Below are 16,933 nucleotides of genomic sequence, written 5' to 3' on the forward strand. Positions count from 1 at the left end.
GAGTCGATTAGTCCGTCTACTGAATCGAAGGTTATGTGAATGCCGCGCGACTTGTCGCAAATATCCGACAAGTATCTAGCGAGCATCTGGCGAACATCTGGCGAACATCTTGAGAAGAGCAGCGACTATGGCTAAAACGGGGATGGGGGAGCGTCTGGCAGCAGGGATTAGGGGGTTGTTGAAGCGGCGGCGAAGTTCTCCAGCGGCTTCGACGGCAGGTTTCACGATCTCAGAACTGCTCGTTGTCGCGATTATCAGCAGCATTATCGTTTCGGGGCTGATGTATCTGGTGGTGGAACTGCTGACCGCCGATCAGCGCGAGGCATCTCGCTCGGAAACCCAGCGAGAAATGCAGCAAGCCCTGGATTACATTTCTGCGGAACTGCGCGAGGCAGCGTTTGTCTATCGCGGACGCTGTTTGGGCGCGGGTATTGCGGCCAATCCGGCTGCTGTGCCTCCGGAGCCGGGCTGCCCTGGGTTGCAAAATGCGCTGAATGGCGTACTGCCTGCCAACAGCACACCCGTTATCGGCTTTTGGAAGCAAGATCCCTTGCCCAACGCGCTGCGGGAGCGCTGCCGAACTACCCAGGTTGTGGCAGGCAATTATCCAGTGCCCTGCGTTACGGGTAGTTCCTATTCTTTGATTGTGTATGCACTGACGACGAGCAACACAGGAATTTGGCGGGGGCGGGCGCGAATTGTGCGGTATGTGCTGCCGGAGTTTACAGGTTCGGGCGCGAACTGGAGTAAAACAGGGGGCTATACGGCTCCAGCCAGTGGCTCGTTTGCTTCGTGGCAGCCCGCTACTGGAGAAGCACTTGGGGGCAATTGGGCCGTTCTGGTGGATTTTGTGGATGATGGGCAAGCGGCGAATGCGCTGGGTGTGCCTGCGCCGAACTGTCCAACTGGATATAACATTTCTCCAGAAACGGCGGCTACAACCTACCGGGGCGGGCTGTATGCCTGTGTGACGAATGAAACGTTGACCAGCCAATTCCGAGACGTTTCGCTGTTTATTCGGGGGAATGCCTTTGGGCGACCAGGCATTAATTCAGACCGCGAGTTTACAACGACATTGCAAACGCGCGTGTTGGGTCGTGCTGTGCTGGAGCGGAATCCGTCTGGTGCGGGGCCCTAGCGCAAGGTTTGTTCTGCTTTCTCAGTTCGGTTCAGTGTGAGCGGTATCCCAGTCTCAGGAGGCGCGTGATGAATTGGTTTTTGCAGCGGTCTTTTGGGCGATCGCCCTCAGCCCAGGTTGGATCAGATAAACCCGATAAACCCAATAAATCTAATAATCAAGCAGCAGCAGGGTTTACTCTGACCGAAGTCATCGTGGTGGTGGTGCTGATATCTGTTTTGGCGGCGATCGCAGCTCCCAGTTGGGTGGCCCTGCTGAATCGTCAGCGATTGGGCAACGCTACTAATGACGTGCTGCAAGCCCTCCGTCAGGCGCAGGACGAAGCCATTCGGACGCGCTATCCCAAGCAGGTGACCCTGAATACAGGGGCAAACCCGACCATTAATGTGTTGAGCGAAGTCCGGAGGATTGGCCAGGGTAGTGTTGGGATGACGGTTACTCCTACTGCTGCAACTACCATTACGTTTGGAACTACGGGTGGCCCTATTGCTGGCCCTCAGGACATTACGCCTGCCACCAACTTGCCGATTGTGATTACGCTGTCGGTGCCCGCGACCGGAGGGGTGCGGCGTTGTGTGGTGATTGAGACGCTATTGGGCGCAATGCGGACGGCCAATCAGGGCGAGAATGGCTGCTCTTAATGAGCCTATCACCCCATTACTCTGCGGGTTGCAGATAGATCTGGCTGAGGATAATCCGCAGGCGATCGTAGTCGTCTTTTAAGATTTGGCTGAGGCTGCGGCCGGCTTGCACTAGCCAAGGGCGATCGCCCTTTCGCAGTTGGTAAATATCGCGGATGGCGGCGGCGATCAGCGCTTCGACGGGGGCATTGCTCACTTGCAGCAGCGTCCGCAAAAAGTCGAACTGTTCGCTGAAGTGGATGATTTCTGCTGGCGTGCAGGCATAGACCGCTTGGTGAATCTGGGGCGGGCGTGGCGGCAAATGCTGATAGACCGTCTCGCTGAGGCGGGTCTTGCCATTGCGACCGGAAGCGCGGGGACGAAAGCCAACGATCGCCGCCCGAAACTCCGTTTTCAGCATGGCAAAGATTTGCGGCTGCTGCTCTCGCAGGTCGGCGAGCGACAGGCCCAGCGCCCGCGCCCGGTGGACAGAATCGATGGGACTGGTGGTGGCGTGATAGACCACCGCATAGATTTGATTGCCCGATTCTTCGTCGCTGGACTTGACCCAACTGCCGAAGGGCGGCATCACGGCAAAGTTCAAATCATCTGGCTCCAGGCATTGGGCCAGAAACTCCGTGGTGGCGGTTTCGATGACTTCGGCTAGGTAATCGGGCGATCGCGTTTGGTGAGCAGCATCCGGCAGCGGCAGGCGCATCGGTCAACCATCCAGAGTTCAAGCATGAACGAACGATCTGGACTTAAGTTTCAAACTTGAGTTTCAAGCCTGAGTTTCAAACTTGAGTTTCAAACTTGCGTCCAGAACCTTTCTCATTCATACCGCAACTAGCGTACAAATGCACTTTTTTAGGCGAGTTTGTACAAGTTTATCCAGGATTTGAGCAGCGTTCGCCTCATTATCTGCACTGTTTCTGTGCAAAATCCTACCTAGAACATTGCGATCTAGAACGTTGCGCCTATTTCCCTTTTTTGCGGCCTGCTGTTGCGTCTACGAGCTCCAGTTCCGACAGGCGAAAGGTGATGAGCTTGTCCCAGTTTCCGCCTTCAAACAGCACCGCTGCTTTGCCATCGCTGATGCGCTGCACCAAGCCTTGAAAGCCATAGTAAGTGTCATCCACATTTGTTACGCGAACCGCAGAACCTGGCAAAATCAGCATCGTAAAAAATCCCCAGTCAAACGCGATACAGTGGGCAAACTGTCAACGATTAGGCAACGGTTGGGCAACGGTTAGGAACCATGAGGCAACCGTCAGACACCTGTTAGCAGTTTACGGCGAATACTCTTCAAGTGAACCGTCTGATACTCAGGGTAAAGGATTCTGTCCTTCAAACGTAGTTTGAAATCGTAATCGTTGCGATTAGGAAATCCTCAGGGTGAGAGCTTGGCTTTGCCCCAGCGGTTGGTTTTGTACCAGTGGGCGATCGCCGGAACCCAGGCTTCAAAATGGGGCCAGACCAGTTCGCAGAGCTGGCGAATTTCGAGTTGGGCATCGGCTTTGGAGCGCAGGTCGAGCAGATGACAGAGCGATCGCACGTTGAAGCTCATGACCCAGTGCTGGCGCGTGTCCATCGGCAGCAGCCCCGCAGCATGTTCTTCGGAATAGCCTGCATCTATCTTGCGGGCGTAGTGCTGGAGCATTTGGGTGGCCAGAGCCATGTCGGCCTGGCGATCGCCCTCGGTGTAGGTGTAGCGCTTGCCCTGGCGATCGCGATACTCACCAACCGGACGAAAATACACGAGCGATTCCAGGTCTTCTACGGTAGGATTTTGGGCAAACTCGCAAAACCGGACGCTAGTATAGCGGAGGCTTTGTACCGAAAAATGCACGCCGACGCGGTGGCGGGTAATTTGCTGCATCGTGCGATGATTAAACCCGATGACGTTCAGCGAAATCTGCGGCGCTTCAAACGGACTCCAGTGGCCGCGATCGCCCGCCAGCAGGTGCTTCACGGCATATTCCCCAGCTTTTTCTTCGTCGGGTGCGGGGTCATCGATGGCCGGGCCCTCGCAAACGCATTGGTGAGCCGACCGCCAGATGAGGCGCTGGGGGTTGGGGGTTTGCTCCAGCAGCTCGATCCGAAAATATTTATCCATGAGCGCGTGTATGCTTGATCAAAACTGCATTATAGGCGATCGCACCAGGCTGCTCAGGGGCGTTCCCCGTCAAGATTTAAGCTTTGTCTGGGTGCTGCTTGATTAACCCAAAAGATGGTTTTAGCCCTTTTAGGCTGAGTCCAAAGCGTGGTTAATGAAGGCTGTTCCCTCCTGTCTGTGATCCTGAGAACATCCCCTTTGTATGGTCTAAGCCTATACCTTTAGGCGGAACGATTTGAGATAAAACCTTTAGGGTGCCTTCTGCTTTTTGTTTAGAGTTTTAACTATGCGTGTTTCCTGTGGCTCAATCGGTTGTTTTCTAGGCAGCTTGCTGTGGCTGGGTGCAGCATCTATGGGTGCAGCATCTACAGGTACAGCATCTATGGGTGCAGCATCTATGGGTGCAGTGTCTAGAGGTTTGGAATCACCAAATCCGGCATTCACAAGTGCAACATCCGCAACACCCACAGGGACCGTGGCACAACTGCGCCCTACGCAGCGCTCCATCCAAGCTCCGCAGCAAATCCCGCAGCGCGTCGCGCAGGCCGAAGCAGGGGTTGCGGAGCTAAACCGGGGACTGCAACTGATTCAGGCGGGGCAGGTAGAAGGGGCGATCGCCGCCTTTCGGCAGGCCGTGCAGGTCAATCCGCAACTGGCTCCCGCGCACTATAACCTGGGCCTGGCGCTGCGACAAACGGGACAGCTTCAAGCGTCGGCGGAGTCGTTTTATCGCGCTGCCCAGGCCGATCCTGGCTTTGCGCTGGCCTTTGCAAACCTGGGTGCAGCGCTGCTGGAGGGCAACAATCTCGATATCGCCAATCAGTATCTCCAGCGGGCGGTGCAGCTTGATCCAAATCTGGGGCTGGCGTATTACAACCTGGGACTGGTGCAGCGGCGACGGGGCAATGCAGCAGCGGCGATCGCCAGCTTTCAGCGGGCCGCCCAGCTTACGCCCACCGCGCCAGAACCGTCCTACTACCTGGGGCTGACGTATCAAGATCAGCAGCAGTTGGCGCTGGCAGCCCAGGCCTTTCAGCGGGCGATCGCCATCAACCCCCGCTACGCCGAAGCTTATTACAGCCTGGGTTCCGTCCTCATGCAGCAGGGCGACCTCGGCAGCGCCCTCAATGCCTTCCGCCGCTCGACCGATGCCAATGCGACCTACGCCAATGCCTACTATGGCGCAGGCCTGGTGTTTCTTCAGCAGCAAAACTATGCCGAAGCCCAGCGCGTCTTGCAGCACGCCCGCGATCTCTACAGTTCTCAGGGCAACGCCCAGTGGGCCAACAGCGCAGCCCAACTACTTCAGCAGGTGCCGCGTTAGCAGGGGAGATTCCCGATTTTGGATTCTGGATTAGTGATTTTAGATTGGCGATTTTGAACTGGCGATTCCAGCCAGACGATCAACAAAAGTGGCCATAAGCAAAAGAGGCAACTGCCTCAGAATTTGCAGCTACCTCTTCTAATGGGTGATTCAAAGTAATGGGTGATTCAAAGAATGTAGCAAGGCTTAGAGCGAAGTGTAGATGGGTTCCTAGCAGAAACCTATGTCTGAAGCTCACTCGCTAAAGCTCACTTGCCAAAGCTTACTTGCTGGCCATGAACGCTTTGACTTGGCGGAGGGCAGCTTGGCCAATGTTGTAAACCGCCCAGCTACCAGCAAGAATCACGGGCAACAACACAATCAGAACACGCCAGTCCATGTCGATATCCTCCTCTATAAGTTTTGTGAAAGGCTCTCATCTTTGATTTCTATTTTGCGATGAACTGACGCAGATTGCTAGGGTTTGGGCGAGGTTTTGATTGCGAAATGTTAAGAACTTCGACCATTCCTGAGTGCCCACTGCCCGCAGTTTATTCCTGGATCGCCACCCCTTATAACCGTGCATCCCAGGTCGCGGCCGCATCGCTGACGGCCTGATCGACCGATTTTTCGCCCAGCATGGCGGCTTGAAGTTGGTCGTAGATAATCTTTTGCAGTTCCTTGATATCCTCCATGCGGGGCAGCAGCACTTCGGCAGACTGCATCTGGCGGGCACTAACGGCGCGGGCAGTGTCGAGCGCAGAGGCGGGCGTTTCAGCGGCAGTGCTGAAGTAGGGATCGGTCAGCGAGGTCGTCGTAGAGGGCAGCACGTTTGCAGCTTTGGCAAAGGCAAGCTGGTTTTCGGGATTGGTGACAAACAGGGCAAACTTGACGGCAGCTTCGGGGACATCAGTGCTGCGGGGAACGACGAGGTTCATCACAGCGACGTTGGTTTTGCCTGTGTCTCCGGTGATTTGGGGCGCAACAGCGGAGACTTGGGCGATCGCCGGTGCATTGGTTTCCACAGTCTTCAAAAACTGCGGGCCGGAGTTTAAGATGGCGATTTCCCCAGCCTGATATAGCTCAATGGCGCGGCGGTGTCCCTGGGTTAGCACTTCTTGGGGCAGCAGACCTTCCTTATATAGGTCCACCCAATACTGGAAGGCGGCGCGTCCTTCGGGCGTATTGAAGGCGGCCTTGCCGCTGTCGTCTACCAGCGACACGCCCATCTGAATCAGCGATTGCAGGACTTCTGCCGAGTCAGTCGGTACAAAGGTGACAAAAGTGGCGTACTTGCCTGTGCGCTCTCTGACTTGGCGAGCTACCTGAGCCAGTTCCGCAAAGTTTGCCGGAGGCTGCTGCACGCCGGCCTGATTGAGCAAATCCCGGTTGTAAATGGCGATGCTGGTGGTGAGATACCAGGGCAGCCCAAAGGTTTTGCCATCGAGCGTGTTCGCTTGCCAAATCTTAGGCAGATATTGCTGACGGGCTTCGGCGGGCACCTGGTCATCGAGCGCCATCCAGGCGTTGCGTCCGGCTAGCTGGGCCGCAAAGTCGGGGTTGAGGTTAACCACGTCGGGCGCAGTGCCTGCGGAAACGGCTGTTAGAATTTTGCTCTGCATGTCGCCCCAGGGCACGTCTACCCACTTGACCTTAACGCCGGGGTTTTCTTGCTCAAACCGGGCAATCAATTCATTGAAGTAGTCGGTGAACTGCGGCTGGAGCTGCATGGTCCAAAACTCGACTTCGGGCGATCGCGCGGTTGGCGGTGCGCCGGGGCTACAGCTAATGACCCAGGTCAAAACCAGTCCAAACAGGGTCATCAGGCTCAAAGATTTCCAGGGTTTTCGCCAGGGGTGTCGTAGGTACATGGTCATTCAGGGCAGTGGTTTAGAGCAGGTTTCGATTGCTGCATTGCTCACCCTATCGTAGATTGCGCTACCGTAGCAAAGTTCCTGGGCGATCGCCCATTGCAGGGTGATCTGGTGGGAGTGCGATCGCCAAAAGCGCCCGTCGCCGCGTACCGAATCTGCCCCGCCGCCCCTGCCAACCCAGCAAAAATCACGCATGGAACCCCAAGAAACAGCCCTCTGAAAGCGTTCCGGCAGTTTTTTCCTAACCCTTTGCTCAAAATATAGCCTGGGGTTTCCGCAAGTTTTCCACAAATTGTAGATAAACTGTGCCATTTTTCTAAATTGCGTGTACCATTGCTGGCTAAGTGTAGCTACATCAGGAGATTTCTCCTCTGTTGATTGGGAGGCGGGCTGGTGTCCTTTGTCGGGCGATCGCCAGCTTGGTTCAAAAATTTCGTTCAGCAGGTCGGTTTGGGTTAGCCGATTCGACAATTCAGGGTGTCGGTTTGTGTGAGTCGTTGCTGTTTGAACGATGGAGGGCAAGCTGTAGGAGAAACTTGCTTGGGGTACTTAGACTCATTTCTCTGGCTTGATCGGCGATCTTTGCGGTTTTTTAGCTTGAAGGCCTATATTCTTGTGTTCGGCTGCATGATTCTGAATTAAATTGGGTAGCATGTGTGTTCAGGATCTCCAAACTTAGTCTCAGTTAATAGTCCAGGTTGTGTTCGTTTTCGGACACAGTTTTGCAGTTTGATACGGTCTAAGTTTGCAGGCACTTTCCATACTGACCCTCTCCACCCTCATTCCTAAAACTGTGTTTAGCAACGTCAAGGGATTATTTTCAAAAAAAACAAAGGGTGTCGGCATTGAATTGACCCCTGAGCGCGTCAACGTCGCCCGGCTGAAACGAAAGGGGCAAGGCTTTCAGCTCACCACGCTGGCCTCGGCTGAGGTGCCAGAGGGGATCTACCAGGAAGGGCAAATCCTGGACACTGCCGCGATGTCTGAAATCATTCAGTCCGTGCTGAGTGAGAGCAAGCTCAAGGTCAAGAACGCCGCAACCGCGATTCCGGGCGGCCGAGACACCGTAACCCGCATCATTCCAGTTCCCGCTGAGCTAGATGACCGGGAACTACGCGAAATGGTGCTGAACCAGGAAGCTGGGCTATACCTGCCCTTCCCCCGTGAAGAAGCGGATGTGGACTATCAAAAGCTCGGATTTTTTGTAGACGAAGACGGCATCGAAAAGGTGCAGGTGCTGCTGGTGGCCACCCGCAAGGAAGTGACCGACTCGTATTTGACAACGTTTCAGCAGGCTGGGCTAGACGTAGATGTTTTGGAAATCAGCAGCTTTGCGCTAATTCGCACGATCCGAGAGCAGTTGCGCCAGTTCACGCCCCAAGAGGCGGCGGCCATTGTCGATATTGAATTTGAAAACACTGAAATCTCCATTGTGGTGGATGGCGTTCCCCAATTTTCCCGCACAGTTCCTATCGGCACTTACCAAATCCAATCTGCCCTGAGCCGCGCCATGAACCTGCCCCCCTCGCGCAACACGGAATTGCTCCAGGGGATGACGGTGCCAATTGCCCCGATGGACAGCATGGGCACGCCCAAGGCCCCCGGAACCAATCCTGGCACGGCGGCGATGCTGCGAGTGTTGGGCGAACTGGCAGACGAGTTGCGTCGCTCCATCGACTTTTATCTGAATCAAGGCGACAACCTGGAAGTGGCTCAACTGCTGCTGGCGGGGCCAGGCGGGGCCATTGGGCAGCTTGACGAGTTTTTCTCGCAGCGGCTCAGCCTGCCCGCCAGCCAGGTCGATCCGATTTCGGCGCTGTCGCTGGAGGTCGATCAGGAAATTCCTGAGTTGCAGCGTCCGGGACTAGGAGTGGTGTTGGGCTTGGGCTTACGGGAGGCGTGGTGAGATGTATAGTCTGGATGTCAATTTTCTCAATGACCGCATAGAGCGCCCGACGGATGGGGGTGGGGTTGCTGCTCGCAGGGCCGTTGTGCAGGACGATCCGCGTCCGATGTATGTGGGGGCGGCGATCGGGGTGCTGCTTCCGGCACTAGTGGGCGGGTTCTGGCTCTTTTTGCAAAGCCAGACGGCCTCGCTGACGGCTCGACAGGCAGAATTGGATAGTCAGCTTGCAACGCTGCAACAGGCGATGCAGGAGGTGCAAAATGTCGAAGCTCAGGTCGCACAACTGAATGCCGAGAACCAGGCGTTGGCTCAGGTCTTTGACCGGATTATCCCTTGGTCGGCAATTTTGCAAGATATTCGCGGCCGGGTTCCGGCGGGCGTGCAGTTGACCAACGTGACGCAGTTGGCTCCGGAGGCTGTTCCGCCGCCGCCTCCACCCGCTGACCCCAGCCAGCCGGCCCCGCCGCCCCCAGAGGTGCCGCCTTCTCGATTGGAAATTTCGGGGAATGCCCGTACCTTTGCTGAAGCCAATGACTTTATGCTGCTGCTTCAGCAGTCGCCGTTCTTGGACAGCCGCGAGGTGAAGCTAGTGGATGCACGGCTGGTGGATAGCCCGATTCAGACAGAGTTTGTGGGTGAGGGCGATCGCCCTGAGGGATTGGAAGTGCAGCTACCCAAGGTCGTTCAGTACAAGATCACCGCTGGACTCACGCCCCGTCCCTCTTCTGAACTGCTGCAAGATATGGAAAACACGCTATCGGTAGGCTTGCCTGCTCGGATTGATCAGCTTCGCAAATTGGGGGTTGTAACGCCATGACCGTGGGTGGAGATTACATTCCTGGAGAAGAGTACGGCGCTTTAGAAGAGCCGAATTATCCCGTCGTCTTTGGGATGCGGCTCACGCCCCGCGTGAATGGGATTTTGCTGGCGCTAGCGGGGCTACTGGGCGCTGGCTATTTGCTGTTTAACGCTGTGCTGCCCAAGTGGGAAGAAAATGCTGCCCTGCGGGCAGACATCGCCGCCAAAGAGCAGCAGTTGGTCAACCAAGGGCAGGCGCAGCAGCAAATTGAAGCAGCCCGCGCCAAGCTAGCCGAGGCAGAGCAACTCCGGGCTGATGTGCTGGCGCTGTTTGCCGATGAAGAAGGGCTGGATACGCTGCTGATTGACGTGAACGAGCGGGTACAGGCGGCAAATGCCCGCATTACCGATCCCGAACGTCGAGCCACCCTGTCAAAGTTTGAGCTGGTGCCTCCCCCGGCTGGGCCGGATGGTCAGCCCAGTGACCTAGTGACCGATGGTTCTCTAGGCGTTGCAGTCAACAACAAGCTGCGCCAGCGTCTCTACAACGTGGAGATGGAGGGCAGCTTTGCTCAGGCGCAGTCGGTGATTCGCAACATTGAGCGCTTGCAGCCGCTGCTTGTGCTGCGGAACTTTAGCTCTACCCCAACTGATCCGCCTACGCTGCGGCTCAATCAACAGGGGCGGCCGCTACCCAATCAGGATACGGAGCCTCGGCTGAGAACCAGTTTCCAGGTGCAGGCGCTCATGCCTGCCCCGATCCAGCCGCCCGCCCCGCCTGCGCCCCCGGCTGATCCAAATGCGCCTGCTGCCGACCCAAACGCACCCCCGCAGTAGCGTTTGCTGGACTACCCCCTGCTGATGCCTGCTTTTGTTGTCTCAAAGACTTAATCCTTTAGAATTCGCCTGCTTGTTAAGGAGGAGTGACCTGTGAAACCGCATCTTGGATTGGCTGGATTGGTGACGAGTGGTGCAGTGGTGCTGATGGCAAGCCAGCCAGCCCAAGCCGCTGCAACCCAAATTACGGGTGTACAGGTATTTCAAACCGCCGTTGGGATGGAGTTGGTGCTGCAAACGCGAAATGGCGATCGCCCCCAAGTCTTTGCCGTCAATCGCGGCAACACCCTCGTTGCCGATATCACCAATGCTCAACTGCGTCTCCCCGAAGGCAACGGCTATTTGCAAAACAACCCCGCCCCTGGCATTAGCTCCGTCATGGTGACGCAACTCGATCCCAACAGCGTGCGCGTCGCGGTCATGGGTACGGCGGCTCCCCCAGCCAACCAGGTGCGGCAAGACGGCACCGCCATTGTATTTAGCCTAACTGCTGACGGCACAGGGGTCGGCAGCCTGCCTAGCCAGCCCAGTTTCCCTTCTGCCCAGGTTCCTCCGCCAACACTCCCCGGCGGAAGCACCTTCCCGTCTAACCCCGCCATTCCGCCATCTCAGGTACTCGTGCCCAACCCGCAGGTTTCGATCAATGGCACCCCGGTCAGCCCGTCCGGCGCATTTCCAGGGCAGGTGCCACCGCTGCTGCCGCGTGCAGTGGCTCCACCCGTCGGGGATATTGCCGTCGCTACGACCGATGTTTCGCCCACGGTCATCGATCTGGGAACTTCAGAGATCGTGCCGCGCCTAGTGCTGCGGGATGCGCCCGTGCGGGACGTGCTGTCGCTGCTGGGTCGCGCTGCGGGGCTAAACGTAGCATATTTGGATCGACCATCCCAAACTGAAGGAGTAGATGCCCAGTCGGCCCAAGAGACCTCTGCTGCCGCCGATGCTCGCATTTCGCTAGACATCGAAAACGAACCCGTGCAGAACGTGTTTAACTACGTGCTGCGGATCAGCGGGCTGGATGCCAATTTAGTTGGACGAACCATCTTCGTTGGCACACGCCTGCCCAACTCCGCGCGTTCCGTCGTATCGCGCACCCTCCGGCTCAACCAGGCCAGCGTCGGCGCTGCGCTGAATTTCCTGGTGGGCTTGGGCGCAGAAACCGCCGTCAGCCGTCGTCGTCAGGTGGTCACAGCAACGGCTGTACCTGTGCAGGGGGGTGACATTACCGCTGGTGTCCAAGCTGCTGGACCAACTCAGGTACAGACAACTGAAGAAGATCGCCTCGAGGTGCAACGGGTTGATTACCAGGATGCAACACCGCTGCTGCGAGGACTTCAGGTGATTGGCGACGAGCGGACGCGCTCCATCACGATGGTGGGCACGCCCCGGCAAATTGAAATTGCAACAGCCCAACTATCGCAACTTGACGTTCGGCAACGACAGGTTGCAGTGAACATCCGTGTTATTGACATCAACCTTCGTGGGATTGATCGTGCTGGAACCAGTTTTTCTTTTGGAATTGATGATACTCGTGTCATTCAAGATAGTGGACAAATCATTGTCAACTTTGGATCGGCAGGCGGTAACACGGGTAGAACTCCTGCTTCTGTAATCAGCAGTCCAGAATTGATTACTAGAGCAAGTGAGGTGGTGTTGGGACGGCCAACAAACGCCTTTGACTTTACACGGAATTTTCTCGCTCAACTGCGCTTTGCTATTACAAGTGGCAATGCGAAGATTCTGACTGACCCAACTTTGGTAGTTCAAGAGGGGCAAGAGGCTCAAATTCAATTGACAGAGGATGTTATCACGAATCTTGAAGTAGAGACATCAGGTACAGGTAATGATCGAACTCAAACGGTTACTCTGGAGAGAACGCCTGCTGGATTGGTTCTAAACGTTCGTGTTGAAGGAATTGACGACAATGGCTTCGTTAGCCTATCAGTTGGTCCAACTATTTCCGCTCCTTTGCCTCCCCAAGAGGTGAGAGTACTTGGAACAACAGTTCAAATTATTCCGCTTGCTGTGCGGCGCGTATCATCAGGAATAATTCGTGTGCGAGATGGTCAGACTCTCATTCTCTCTGGCATTATTCAGGATCGAGATCGTGCTGAAGTGACTAAAGTGCCGATTTTAGGCGATATCCCCATTTTAGGTGCACTGTTTCGTAGCACCCGTCGAGAGAATCAGCGGCAGGAAGTAATCGTGATGCTTACGCCGCAGATTATCGACGACTCGGACACCTCTACCTTTGGCTATCGCTATGTGCCCAGCCGCGATGTCCAGCAGATTTTGGAGCGGGGGAGACGCTAGCGGTGAACACCGAGTTTTCGGCTTGTTTGGAGGGGGTGCATCGGTTCCCTAACCCGCCTCCAGGATTGGTTTGACTGCCTTTCGAGCGATTTGCGGGATGAAAAACCCAAAAAAATCCTTCAAATCCACATAAATTAAAGGTTTCAACGATCCAGAACCCCTGAGTTGCCCTTAGAATAGGGCATTGAAAATTCGAGATGACAAGGGTTTCAGCGATTTCTTCCTGAAGCCGATGAAGTCTATCTACGTCTAGCTACTCGATCTCCAGATGAGAGTTGTTCAGATTGCACCTGCTCTGGCTGCATCTGCGAGATTTGAGAGATTTTGAATCCTGGATAATCTAATCGAAGGAGATTCTCATGAATAAAGGTGAATTGGTTGATGCCGTAGCCGAAAAGGCAAACGTGACGAAGAAACAGGCCGACGCAGTGCTGTCTGCCGCGATTGATTCGATCATGGAAGCGGTGTCGAAGGGTGAGAAGGTGACGCTGGTGGGGTTTGGGTCTTTTGAACCCCGTGAGCGCAAGGAACGGGAAGGCCGCAACCCCAAAACGGGCGAGGCGATGAAAATTCCGGCGACCAAAGTGCCTGCCTTTTCGGCGGGCAAACTGTTCAAAGACCTGGTGGCAAAATAGCAAGCGGCCTCGTGCAAAATTCGTTGCAAGATTGGCAAGATCTCAACCGGCCACCATCCAACTCGCAGCGCTCAGATTCTCAACGCGCTGGGGCTGCCCAACCTGCACATGGGGGGAACATTGCCTGGGCTGCGGCTCTGGCGGGTTGTTCTCCCCATTTAATTTTGGACTTTTCGGCCAGCATCAATCCGCTGGGGCCGCCCCCGTCGGCGATCGCCGCGATCCAGGCTCACCTGGGCGATCTGCGCCACTATCCTGACCCCAGCTATGCAGATCTGCGACGGGCGATCGCCGCGTTCCACCATCTTTCCCCCGACTGGATCTTGCCCGGCAACGGAGCCGCCGAACTGCTCACCTGGGCCGCCCGCGACCTGGCCACATTGGATACCGTGCGGCTGCTTACACCTGCCTTTGGCGACTATCTCCGCGCCCTGCGGGCCTTTGGGGCCAACGTGGAGAAAATCCCTCTAGCGGTGGATCGCCTGACGGTCGCTCGCCTGACGATGGATGGAGCCTTAGAGCAAGCCATCCCCATGCCTCTAAGCCCCCGCCCTCACTCCGGCTGGCTGCTCAACAGCCCCCACAACCCCACCGGAACCCTGCTATCCCGCGAGACCATCCGGGCGCTGCTGGACGAGTCGCCGCTGGTGGTGCTGGACGAAGCTTTTATGGACTTCTTGCCGCCAGAAGCACAGTCCCAAACCAGCCTGCTGGCGTGGGTAGAGCAATATCCGAATTTAGTGATTGTGCGATCGCTCACGAAGTTTTATAGCCTGCCGGGGCTGCGCCTGGGCTATGCGATCGCCCATCCCGACCGATTGCAGCGTTGGCAGCAGTGGCGCGATCCCTGGAGCGTGAATTCTCTGGCCGCCGCTGCGGCGATCGCCGCCCTGACCGACACAGCTTTTCAGCAGCGCACCTGGAGTTGGCTGCCCCCTGCCCGTCAGCAGCTTTTCGACGGACTCGCGGCTCTGCCGGGTCTGCATCCCCTCCCCGGCGCTGCCAACTATCTCCTGGTGCAAACCGACAGATCTGCTACCGACTTACAAACCCACCTGCTCCAGCAGCACCAGATTTTGATTCGCCACTGCACCAGCTTTCCCGAACTGGGCGATCGCTTCTTTCGCGTTGCCGTGCGAACAAAGGCGGAGAATCAGCGGTTGCTGGAAGCTTTGGCAAACGCAGTAAAAGCAGGGTGAAGGGAAGAGGGAAGAACGAAGAGGGAAGAACGAAGAGAGAAGAGCGTTTTACTTTTCATTTTTCGTTCTTCATTTTTCGTTTTTCACTTTGCCGAAGCTGCTCCAGCAGTTGCGCCACACTGCGGGCTGGCTCATTGCAGCTAAGCCCCTGGCAAACGAGGCCGATGGACTCGGCGGGGAGGCTTGATTCTGCGGCGACCATCGTTGTGGGATGGTACTGGCTCAGCAGGAACGGGAGGCGATCGCCTGATGTTTTGACCAGCGTATAGGTTTGCAGCCAGTCCAGCGCGATGAACAGGCTGGGGCAGACCTGCGGCGTTTTTTCCATGACGCTGCCGAAACTCTGGAGCGCGTGCTGGGCTTTGTCCAGATAGTCCAGCCGTCCGGCACGGAGGAACAGGCGGATCAGGTTGGCGATCGCCACGCCATTGGCCGCGGGCACGGCGCTGTCATCGTAGCTGCGTTCGCGGAGGATCAGATCCGCACGGGCATCGGTGTTGTAATAGCCGCCTTCGTCGCTGCCCAGGTATGCGTCAAATTCGGCTTGCAGCGTCAGGGCGCGATCGAGGAAATGCACGGGCAGGTCGCCGGAGGCAATGGGCGCAAGGGCGATATCGCTCCGCGAGGCTAGTGCCAACGCCGCCTGATCCAGATCCAGCAGCGCCTTGATCAGCAGGGCATAGTCTTCGGACTGGGCCAGCACGCTCACTGCGCCGTCATAATTCAGCCGATGCAGGCGATCGCCGACAATTTGATGCTGCCAGATAAAGTCGGCGGCACGGTTGGCCAGGTGAAAATAGTCTTCTCGCTGAAACACTGCCGCCGCGCGGGCCAGCCCGGAAATCATCAGGCTATTCCAGGCGACGATCATTTTGGTGTCGGTGACGGCGGGAATGCGGCCCGGCCAGGCGTGGGTTTTGGCTTCGTCGTTGTTGCGGGCGGGCGGAAAGGGGGCAACGCCCGGAGCGCTGCCGTAGCGAACCGCAAACAGTGCCGCCAGGGATTCCTCGACCGAATCGGGCAGATTTCCCGGCTGCCGCCGCTGAAGCACGATTTTCCCTTCAAAGTTTCCCGCTGGCGTGATCGCGAAGTGTTCCGTCAGGGCTTGCAGCGCAGGTTCGGAGAGATGCGCTTCTAGGTCGGCATAGCGCCACACATAAAACGCGCCCTCCTCCGGTTCGCCATCGTCTGCGTTCACAAAGCTATCGGCATCCTGCGCGGCGTAGAAGTAGCCCTCCGGTGCGGTCATTTCCCGCTGGAGCCACTGCACTGTGAGGGCGATCGCCCGTTCAAAGGCCGGCTCCTGCATTCCCGCCGCCCATAGGTTCGCCAGATACTCCACAATTTGCCCATTGTCGTAGAGCATCTTTTCAAAGTGGGGCACAGTCCAGGTCGGGTCTACGGTATAGCGATGAAAACCACCCGCTACATGGTCAAAAATGCCCCCCAGCGCCAGATCTAGCCCCCGCTGGCGGCACTGTTCCCGCGCATCATAGCGGACGGTTACATCTTCCAGCGGCTCCGAGTCGGCAAACCGGATGCCCCGCAGCGCCGCCTCTGCGTAGGGAATCATCGGAAAACTGGGGCCCATGTCTCTGGCCGACAGGATGCCCGCGCAGTATTGCAAGCCCTTTTGCAACAGCACATCGTCCAGCGACTCCGCCGCTGACAGGGCTGCCGTCTGCTGAAATCGCGCCTGAATCTCTGCCTGAACGGATTGCAGCCGGGGGCGATCGCTCTCATAGATCCGCTTCAACTCCTGCAACACCCGCAAAAAACCCGGCCGCCCATAGCGCGGATTCACTGGAAAATAAGTCCCACCATAGAACGGCAGCAGCGTTTCTGGATCGAGAAACACATTCAGCGGCCAGCCGCCCGCCCCGGTCATCATTTGCAGCGCCTGCATATAGATGCTGTCTACGTCTGGCCGCTCATCCCGATCGACCTTGATAGCAACGTAGTGGGCATTCATATAGTCGGCAATTTCCAGGTTAGAAAACGCCTCGCCCTCCATCACCGTACACCAGTGACAGCTTGAGTAGCCAATCGACAAAAAAATCGGCAAATTCTCCCGCCGCGCTAGGGCGATCGCCTCCTCACACCACGGCCACCAGTCAATCGGATTCTCCGCGTGCTTCCGCAGATACAGGCTTTGGGCGTTTGCAAGTCGGTTCATCAGAAATTGGGAGTATTA

The 16,933-nt window shown here is 56.7% G+C and carries 16 protein-coding genes; 9 read left to right on the forward strand and 7 right to left on the reverse strand.

All coding sequences use genetic code 11. The features are described 5' to 3' along the window. Window positions 1–127: 127 nt before the first annotated feature. Both HNI00_RS20840 and HNI00_RS20845 read left to right on the forward strand, forming a co-directional pair. Window positions 128–1,138 (forward strand): PilW family protein, encoded by a 1,011-nt coding sequence (locus HNI00_RS20840; RefSeq protein WP_297080231.1) that lies wholly within the window; start codon window positions 128–130, stop codon window positions 1,136–1,138. A 68-nt stretch (window positions 1,139–1,206) separates the two neighbouring features. Further along, entirely contained in the window at window positions 1,207–1,779 is a 573-nt protein-coding gene (locus HNI00_RS20845; protein ID WP_316789146.1) for a pilus assembly FimT family protein, read from the forward strand. Window positions 1,780–1,795: 16 nt separating this feature from the next. On the opposite strand, the gene HNI00_RS20850 is transcribed toward HNI00_RS20845, so the two are convergent. From HNI00_RS20850 to thyX, 3 genes are all read right to left on the reverse strand, one after another. Then, on the reverse strand, window positions 1,796–2,476 hold the full coding sequence (locus HNI00_RS20850; protein WP_172355197.1) for an HAS-barrel domain-containing protein: 681 nt from the start codon (window positions 2,474–2,476) through the stop codon (window positions 1,796–1,798). Window positions 2,477–2,735: 259 nt separating this feature from the next. After that, window positions 2,736–2,933: an NAD(P)H dehydrogenase subunit NdhS gene (locus tag HNI00_RS20855; RefSeq protein WP_068516242.1), complete on the reverse strand. Its 198-nt coding sequence runs from the start codon at window positions 2,931–2,933 to the stop codon at window positions 2,736–2,738. Between the two features lie 215 nt (window positions 2,934–3,148). After that, the gene (gene thyX, locus HNI00_RS20860; protein WP_172355202.1) at window positions 3,149–3,874 is read right to left on the reverse strand and encodes an FAD-dependent thymidylate synthase; all 726 of its coding nucleotides are present in this window, start codon (window positions 3,872–3,874) and stop codon (window positions 3,149–3,151) included. A 475-nt stretch (window positions 3,875–4,349) separates the two neighbouring features. Between thyX and HNI00_RS20865 the strand changes: the two genes are divergently transcribed. Next, a complete protein-coding gene (locus HNI00_RS20865) occupies window positions 4,350–5,198 on the forward strand; it encodes a tetratricopeptide repeat protein (RefSeq protein WP_316789149.1) in 849 nt (282 codons plus the stop codon). Between the two features lie 262 nt (window positions 5,199–5,460). On the opposite strand, the gene HNI00_RS20870 is transcribed toward HNI00_RS20865, so the two are convergent. From HNI00_RS20870 to HNI00_RS20880, 3 genes are all read right to left on the reverse strand, one after another. Beyond that, window positions 5,461–5,577 carry a photosystem II protein Y gene (locus HNI00_RS20870; protein WP_172355203.1) on the reverse strand — a complete coding sequence of 39 codons (117 nt, stop codon included), beginning with the start codon at window positions 5,575–5,577 and terminating at the stop codon, window positions 5,461–5,463. A 172-nt stretch (window positions 5,578–5,749) separates the two neighbouring features. After that, a complete protein-coding gene (locus tag HNI00_RS20875) occupies window positions 5,750–7,054 on the reverse strand; it encodes an ABC transporter substrate-binding protein (protein ID WP_316789152.1) in 1,305 nt (434 codons plus the stop codon). Then, complete coding sequence (locus tag HNI00_RS20880) at window positions 7,055–7,246, reverse strand: hypothetical protein (RefSeq protein WP_316789154.1); 192 nt, start codon at window positions 7,244–7,246, stop codon at window positions 7,055–7,057. Window positions 7,247–7,901: 655 nt separating this feature from the next. Between HNI00_RS20880 and pilM the strand changes: the two genes are divergently transcribed. The 6 genes from pilM (at window position 7,902) to cobD (ending at window position 14,739) form a co-directional block, all read left to right on the forward strand. Continuing rightward, window positions 7,902–8,957: a type IV pilus assembly protein PilM gene (pilM, locus tag HNI00_RS20885; RefSeq protein WP_390820242.1), complete on the forward strand. Its 1,056-nt coding sequence runs from the start codon at window positions 7,902–7,904 to the stop codon at window positions 8,955–8,957. Window position 8,958: 1 nt separating this feature from the next. Further along, on the forward strand, window positions 8,959–9,774 hold the full coding sequence (locus HNI00_RS20890) for a PilN domain-containing protein (RefSeq protein WP_316789157.1): 816 nt from the start codon (window positions 8,959–8,961) through the stop codon (window positions 9,772–9,774). Further along, a complete protein-coding gene (locus tag HNI00_RS20895) occupies window positions 9,771–10,592 on the forward strand; it encodes a hypothetical protein (RefSeq protein WP_316789159.1) in 822 nt (273 codons plus the stop codon). Before HNI00_RS20890 ends, HNI00_RS20895 begins: the two co-directional genes overlap by 4 nt. A 93-nt stretch (window positions 10,593–10,685) precedes the next feature. After that, window positions 10,686–12,905, forward strand: coding sequence for an AMIN domain-containing protein (locus tag HNI00_RS20900; protein WP_316789161.1), 2,220 nt, complete (start codon window positions 10,686–10,688; stop codon window positions 12,903–12,905). 359 nt (window positions 12,906–13,264) lie between these two features. Continuing rightward, window positions 13,265–13,540, forward strand: coding sequence for an HU family DNA-binding protein (locus HNI00_RS20905; RefSeq protein ID WP_068509653.1), 276 nt, complete (start codon window positions 13,265–13,267; stop codon window positions 13,538–13,540). A gap of 119 nt (window positions 13,541–13,659) precedes the next feature. After that, window positions 13,660–14,739: a threonine-phosphate decarboxylase CobD gene (gene cobD, locus HNI00_RS20910; RefSeq protein WP_420156409.1), complete on the forward strand. Its 1,080-nt coding sequence runs from the start codon at window positions 13,660–13,662 to the stop codon at window positions 14,737–14,739. 55 nt (window positions 14,740–14,794) lie between these two features. On the opposite strand, the gene HNI00_RS20915 is transcribed toward cobD, so the two are convergent. Beyond that, window positions 14,795–16,918, reverse strand: coding sequence for a thioredoxin domain-containing protein (locus HNI00_RS20915; protein ID WP_420156410.1), 2,124 nt, complete (start codon window positions 16,916–16,918; stop codon window positions 14,795–14,797). Window positions 16,919–16,933: the final 15 nt, after the last annotated feature.

It is taken from the genome of Thermoleptolyngbya oregonensis NK1-22, assembly GCF_032705245.1.
Lineage (GTDB): Bacteria > Cyanobacteriota > Cyanobacteriia > Elainellales > Elainellaceae > Thermoleptolyngbya > Thermoleptolyngbya sichuanensis.

What these genes read in the sequence shown, in the direction of transcription:
- HNI00_RS20850 (WP_172355197.1), bottom strand. Translation starts at nt 2,476, where the DNA reads ATGCGCCTGCCGCTGCCGGATGCTGCTCACCAAACGCGATCGCCCGAT.
- HNI00_RS20880 (WP_316789154.1), bottom strand. Translation starts at nt 7,246, where the DNA reads ATGCGTGATTTTTGCTGGGTTGGCAGGGGCGGCGGGGCAGATTCGGTA.
- HNI00_RS20840 (WP_297080231.1), top strand. Translation starts at nt 128, where the DNA reads ATGGCTAAAACGGGGATGGGGGAGCGTCTGGCAGCAGGGATTAGGGGG.
- HNI00_RS20870 (WP_172355203.1), bottom strand. Translation starts at nt 5,577, where the DNA reads ATGGACTGGCGTGTTCTGATTGTGTTGTTGCCCGTGATTCTTGCTGGT.
- HNI00_RS20905 (WP_068509653.1), top strand. Translation starts at nt 13,265, where the DNA reads ATGAATAAAGGTGAATTGGTTGATGCCGTAGCCGAAAAGGCAAACGTG.
- thyX (WP_172355202.1), bottom strand. Translation starts at nt 3,874, where the DNA reads ATGGATAAATATTTTCGGATCGAGCTGCTGGAGCAAACCCCCAACCCC.
- HNI00_RS20875 (WP_316789152.1), bottom strand. Translation starts at nt 7,054, where the DNA reads ATGACCATGTACCTACGACACCCCTGGCGAAAACCCTGGAAATCTTTG.
- HNI00_RS20895 (WP_316789159.1), top strand. Translation starts at nt 9,771, where the DNA reads ATGACCGTGGGTGGAGATTACATTCCTGGAGAAGAGTACGGCGCTTTA.
- HNI00_RS20845 (WP_316789146.1), top strand. Translation starts at nt 1,207, where the DNA reads ATGAATTGGTTTTTGCAGCGGTCTTTTGGGCGATCGCCCTCAGCCCAG.
- HNI00_RS20890 (WP_316789157.1), top strand. Translation starts at nt 8,959, where the DNA reads ATGTATAGTCTGGATGTCAATTTTCTCAATGACCGCATAGAGCGCCCG.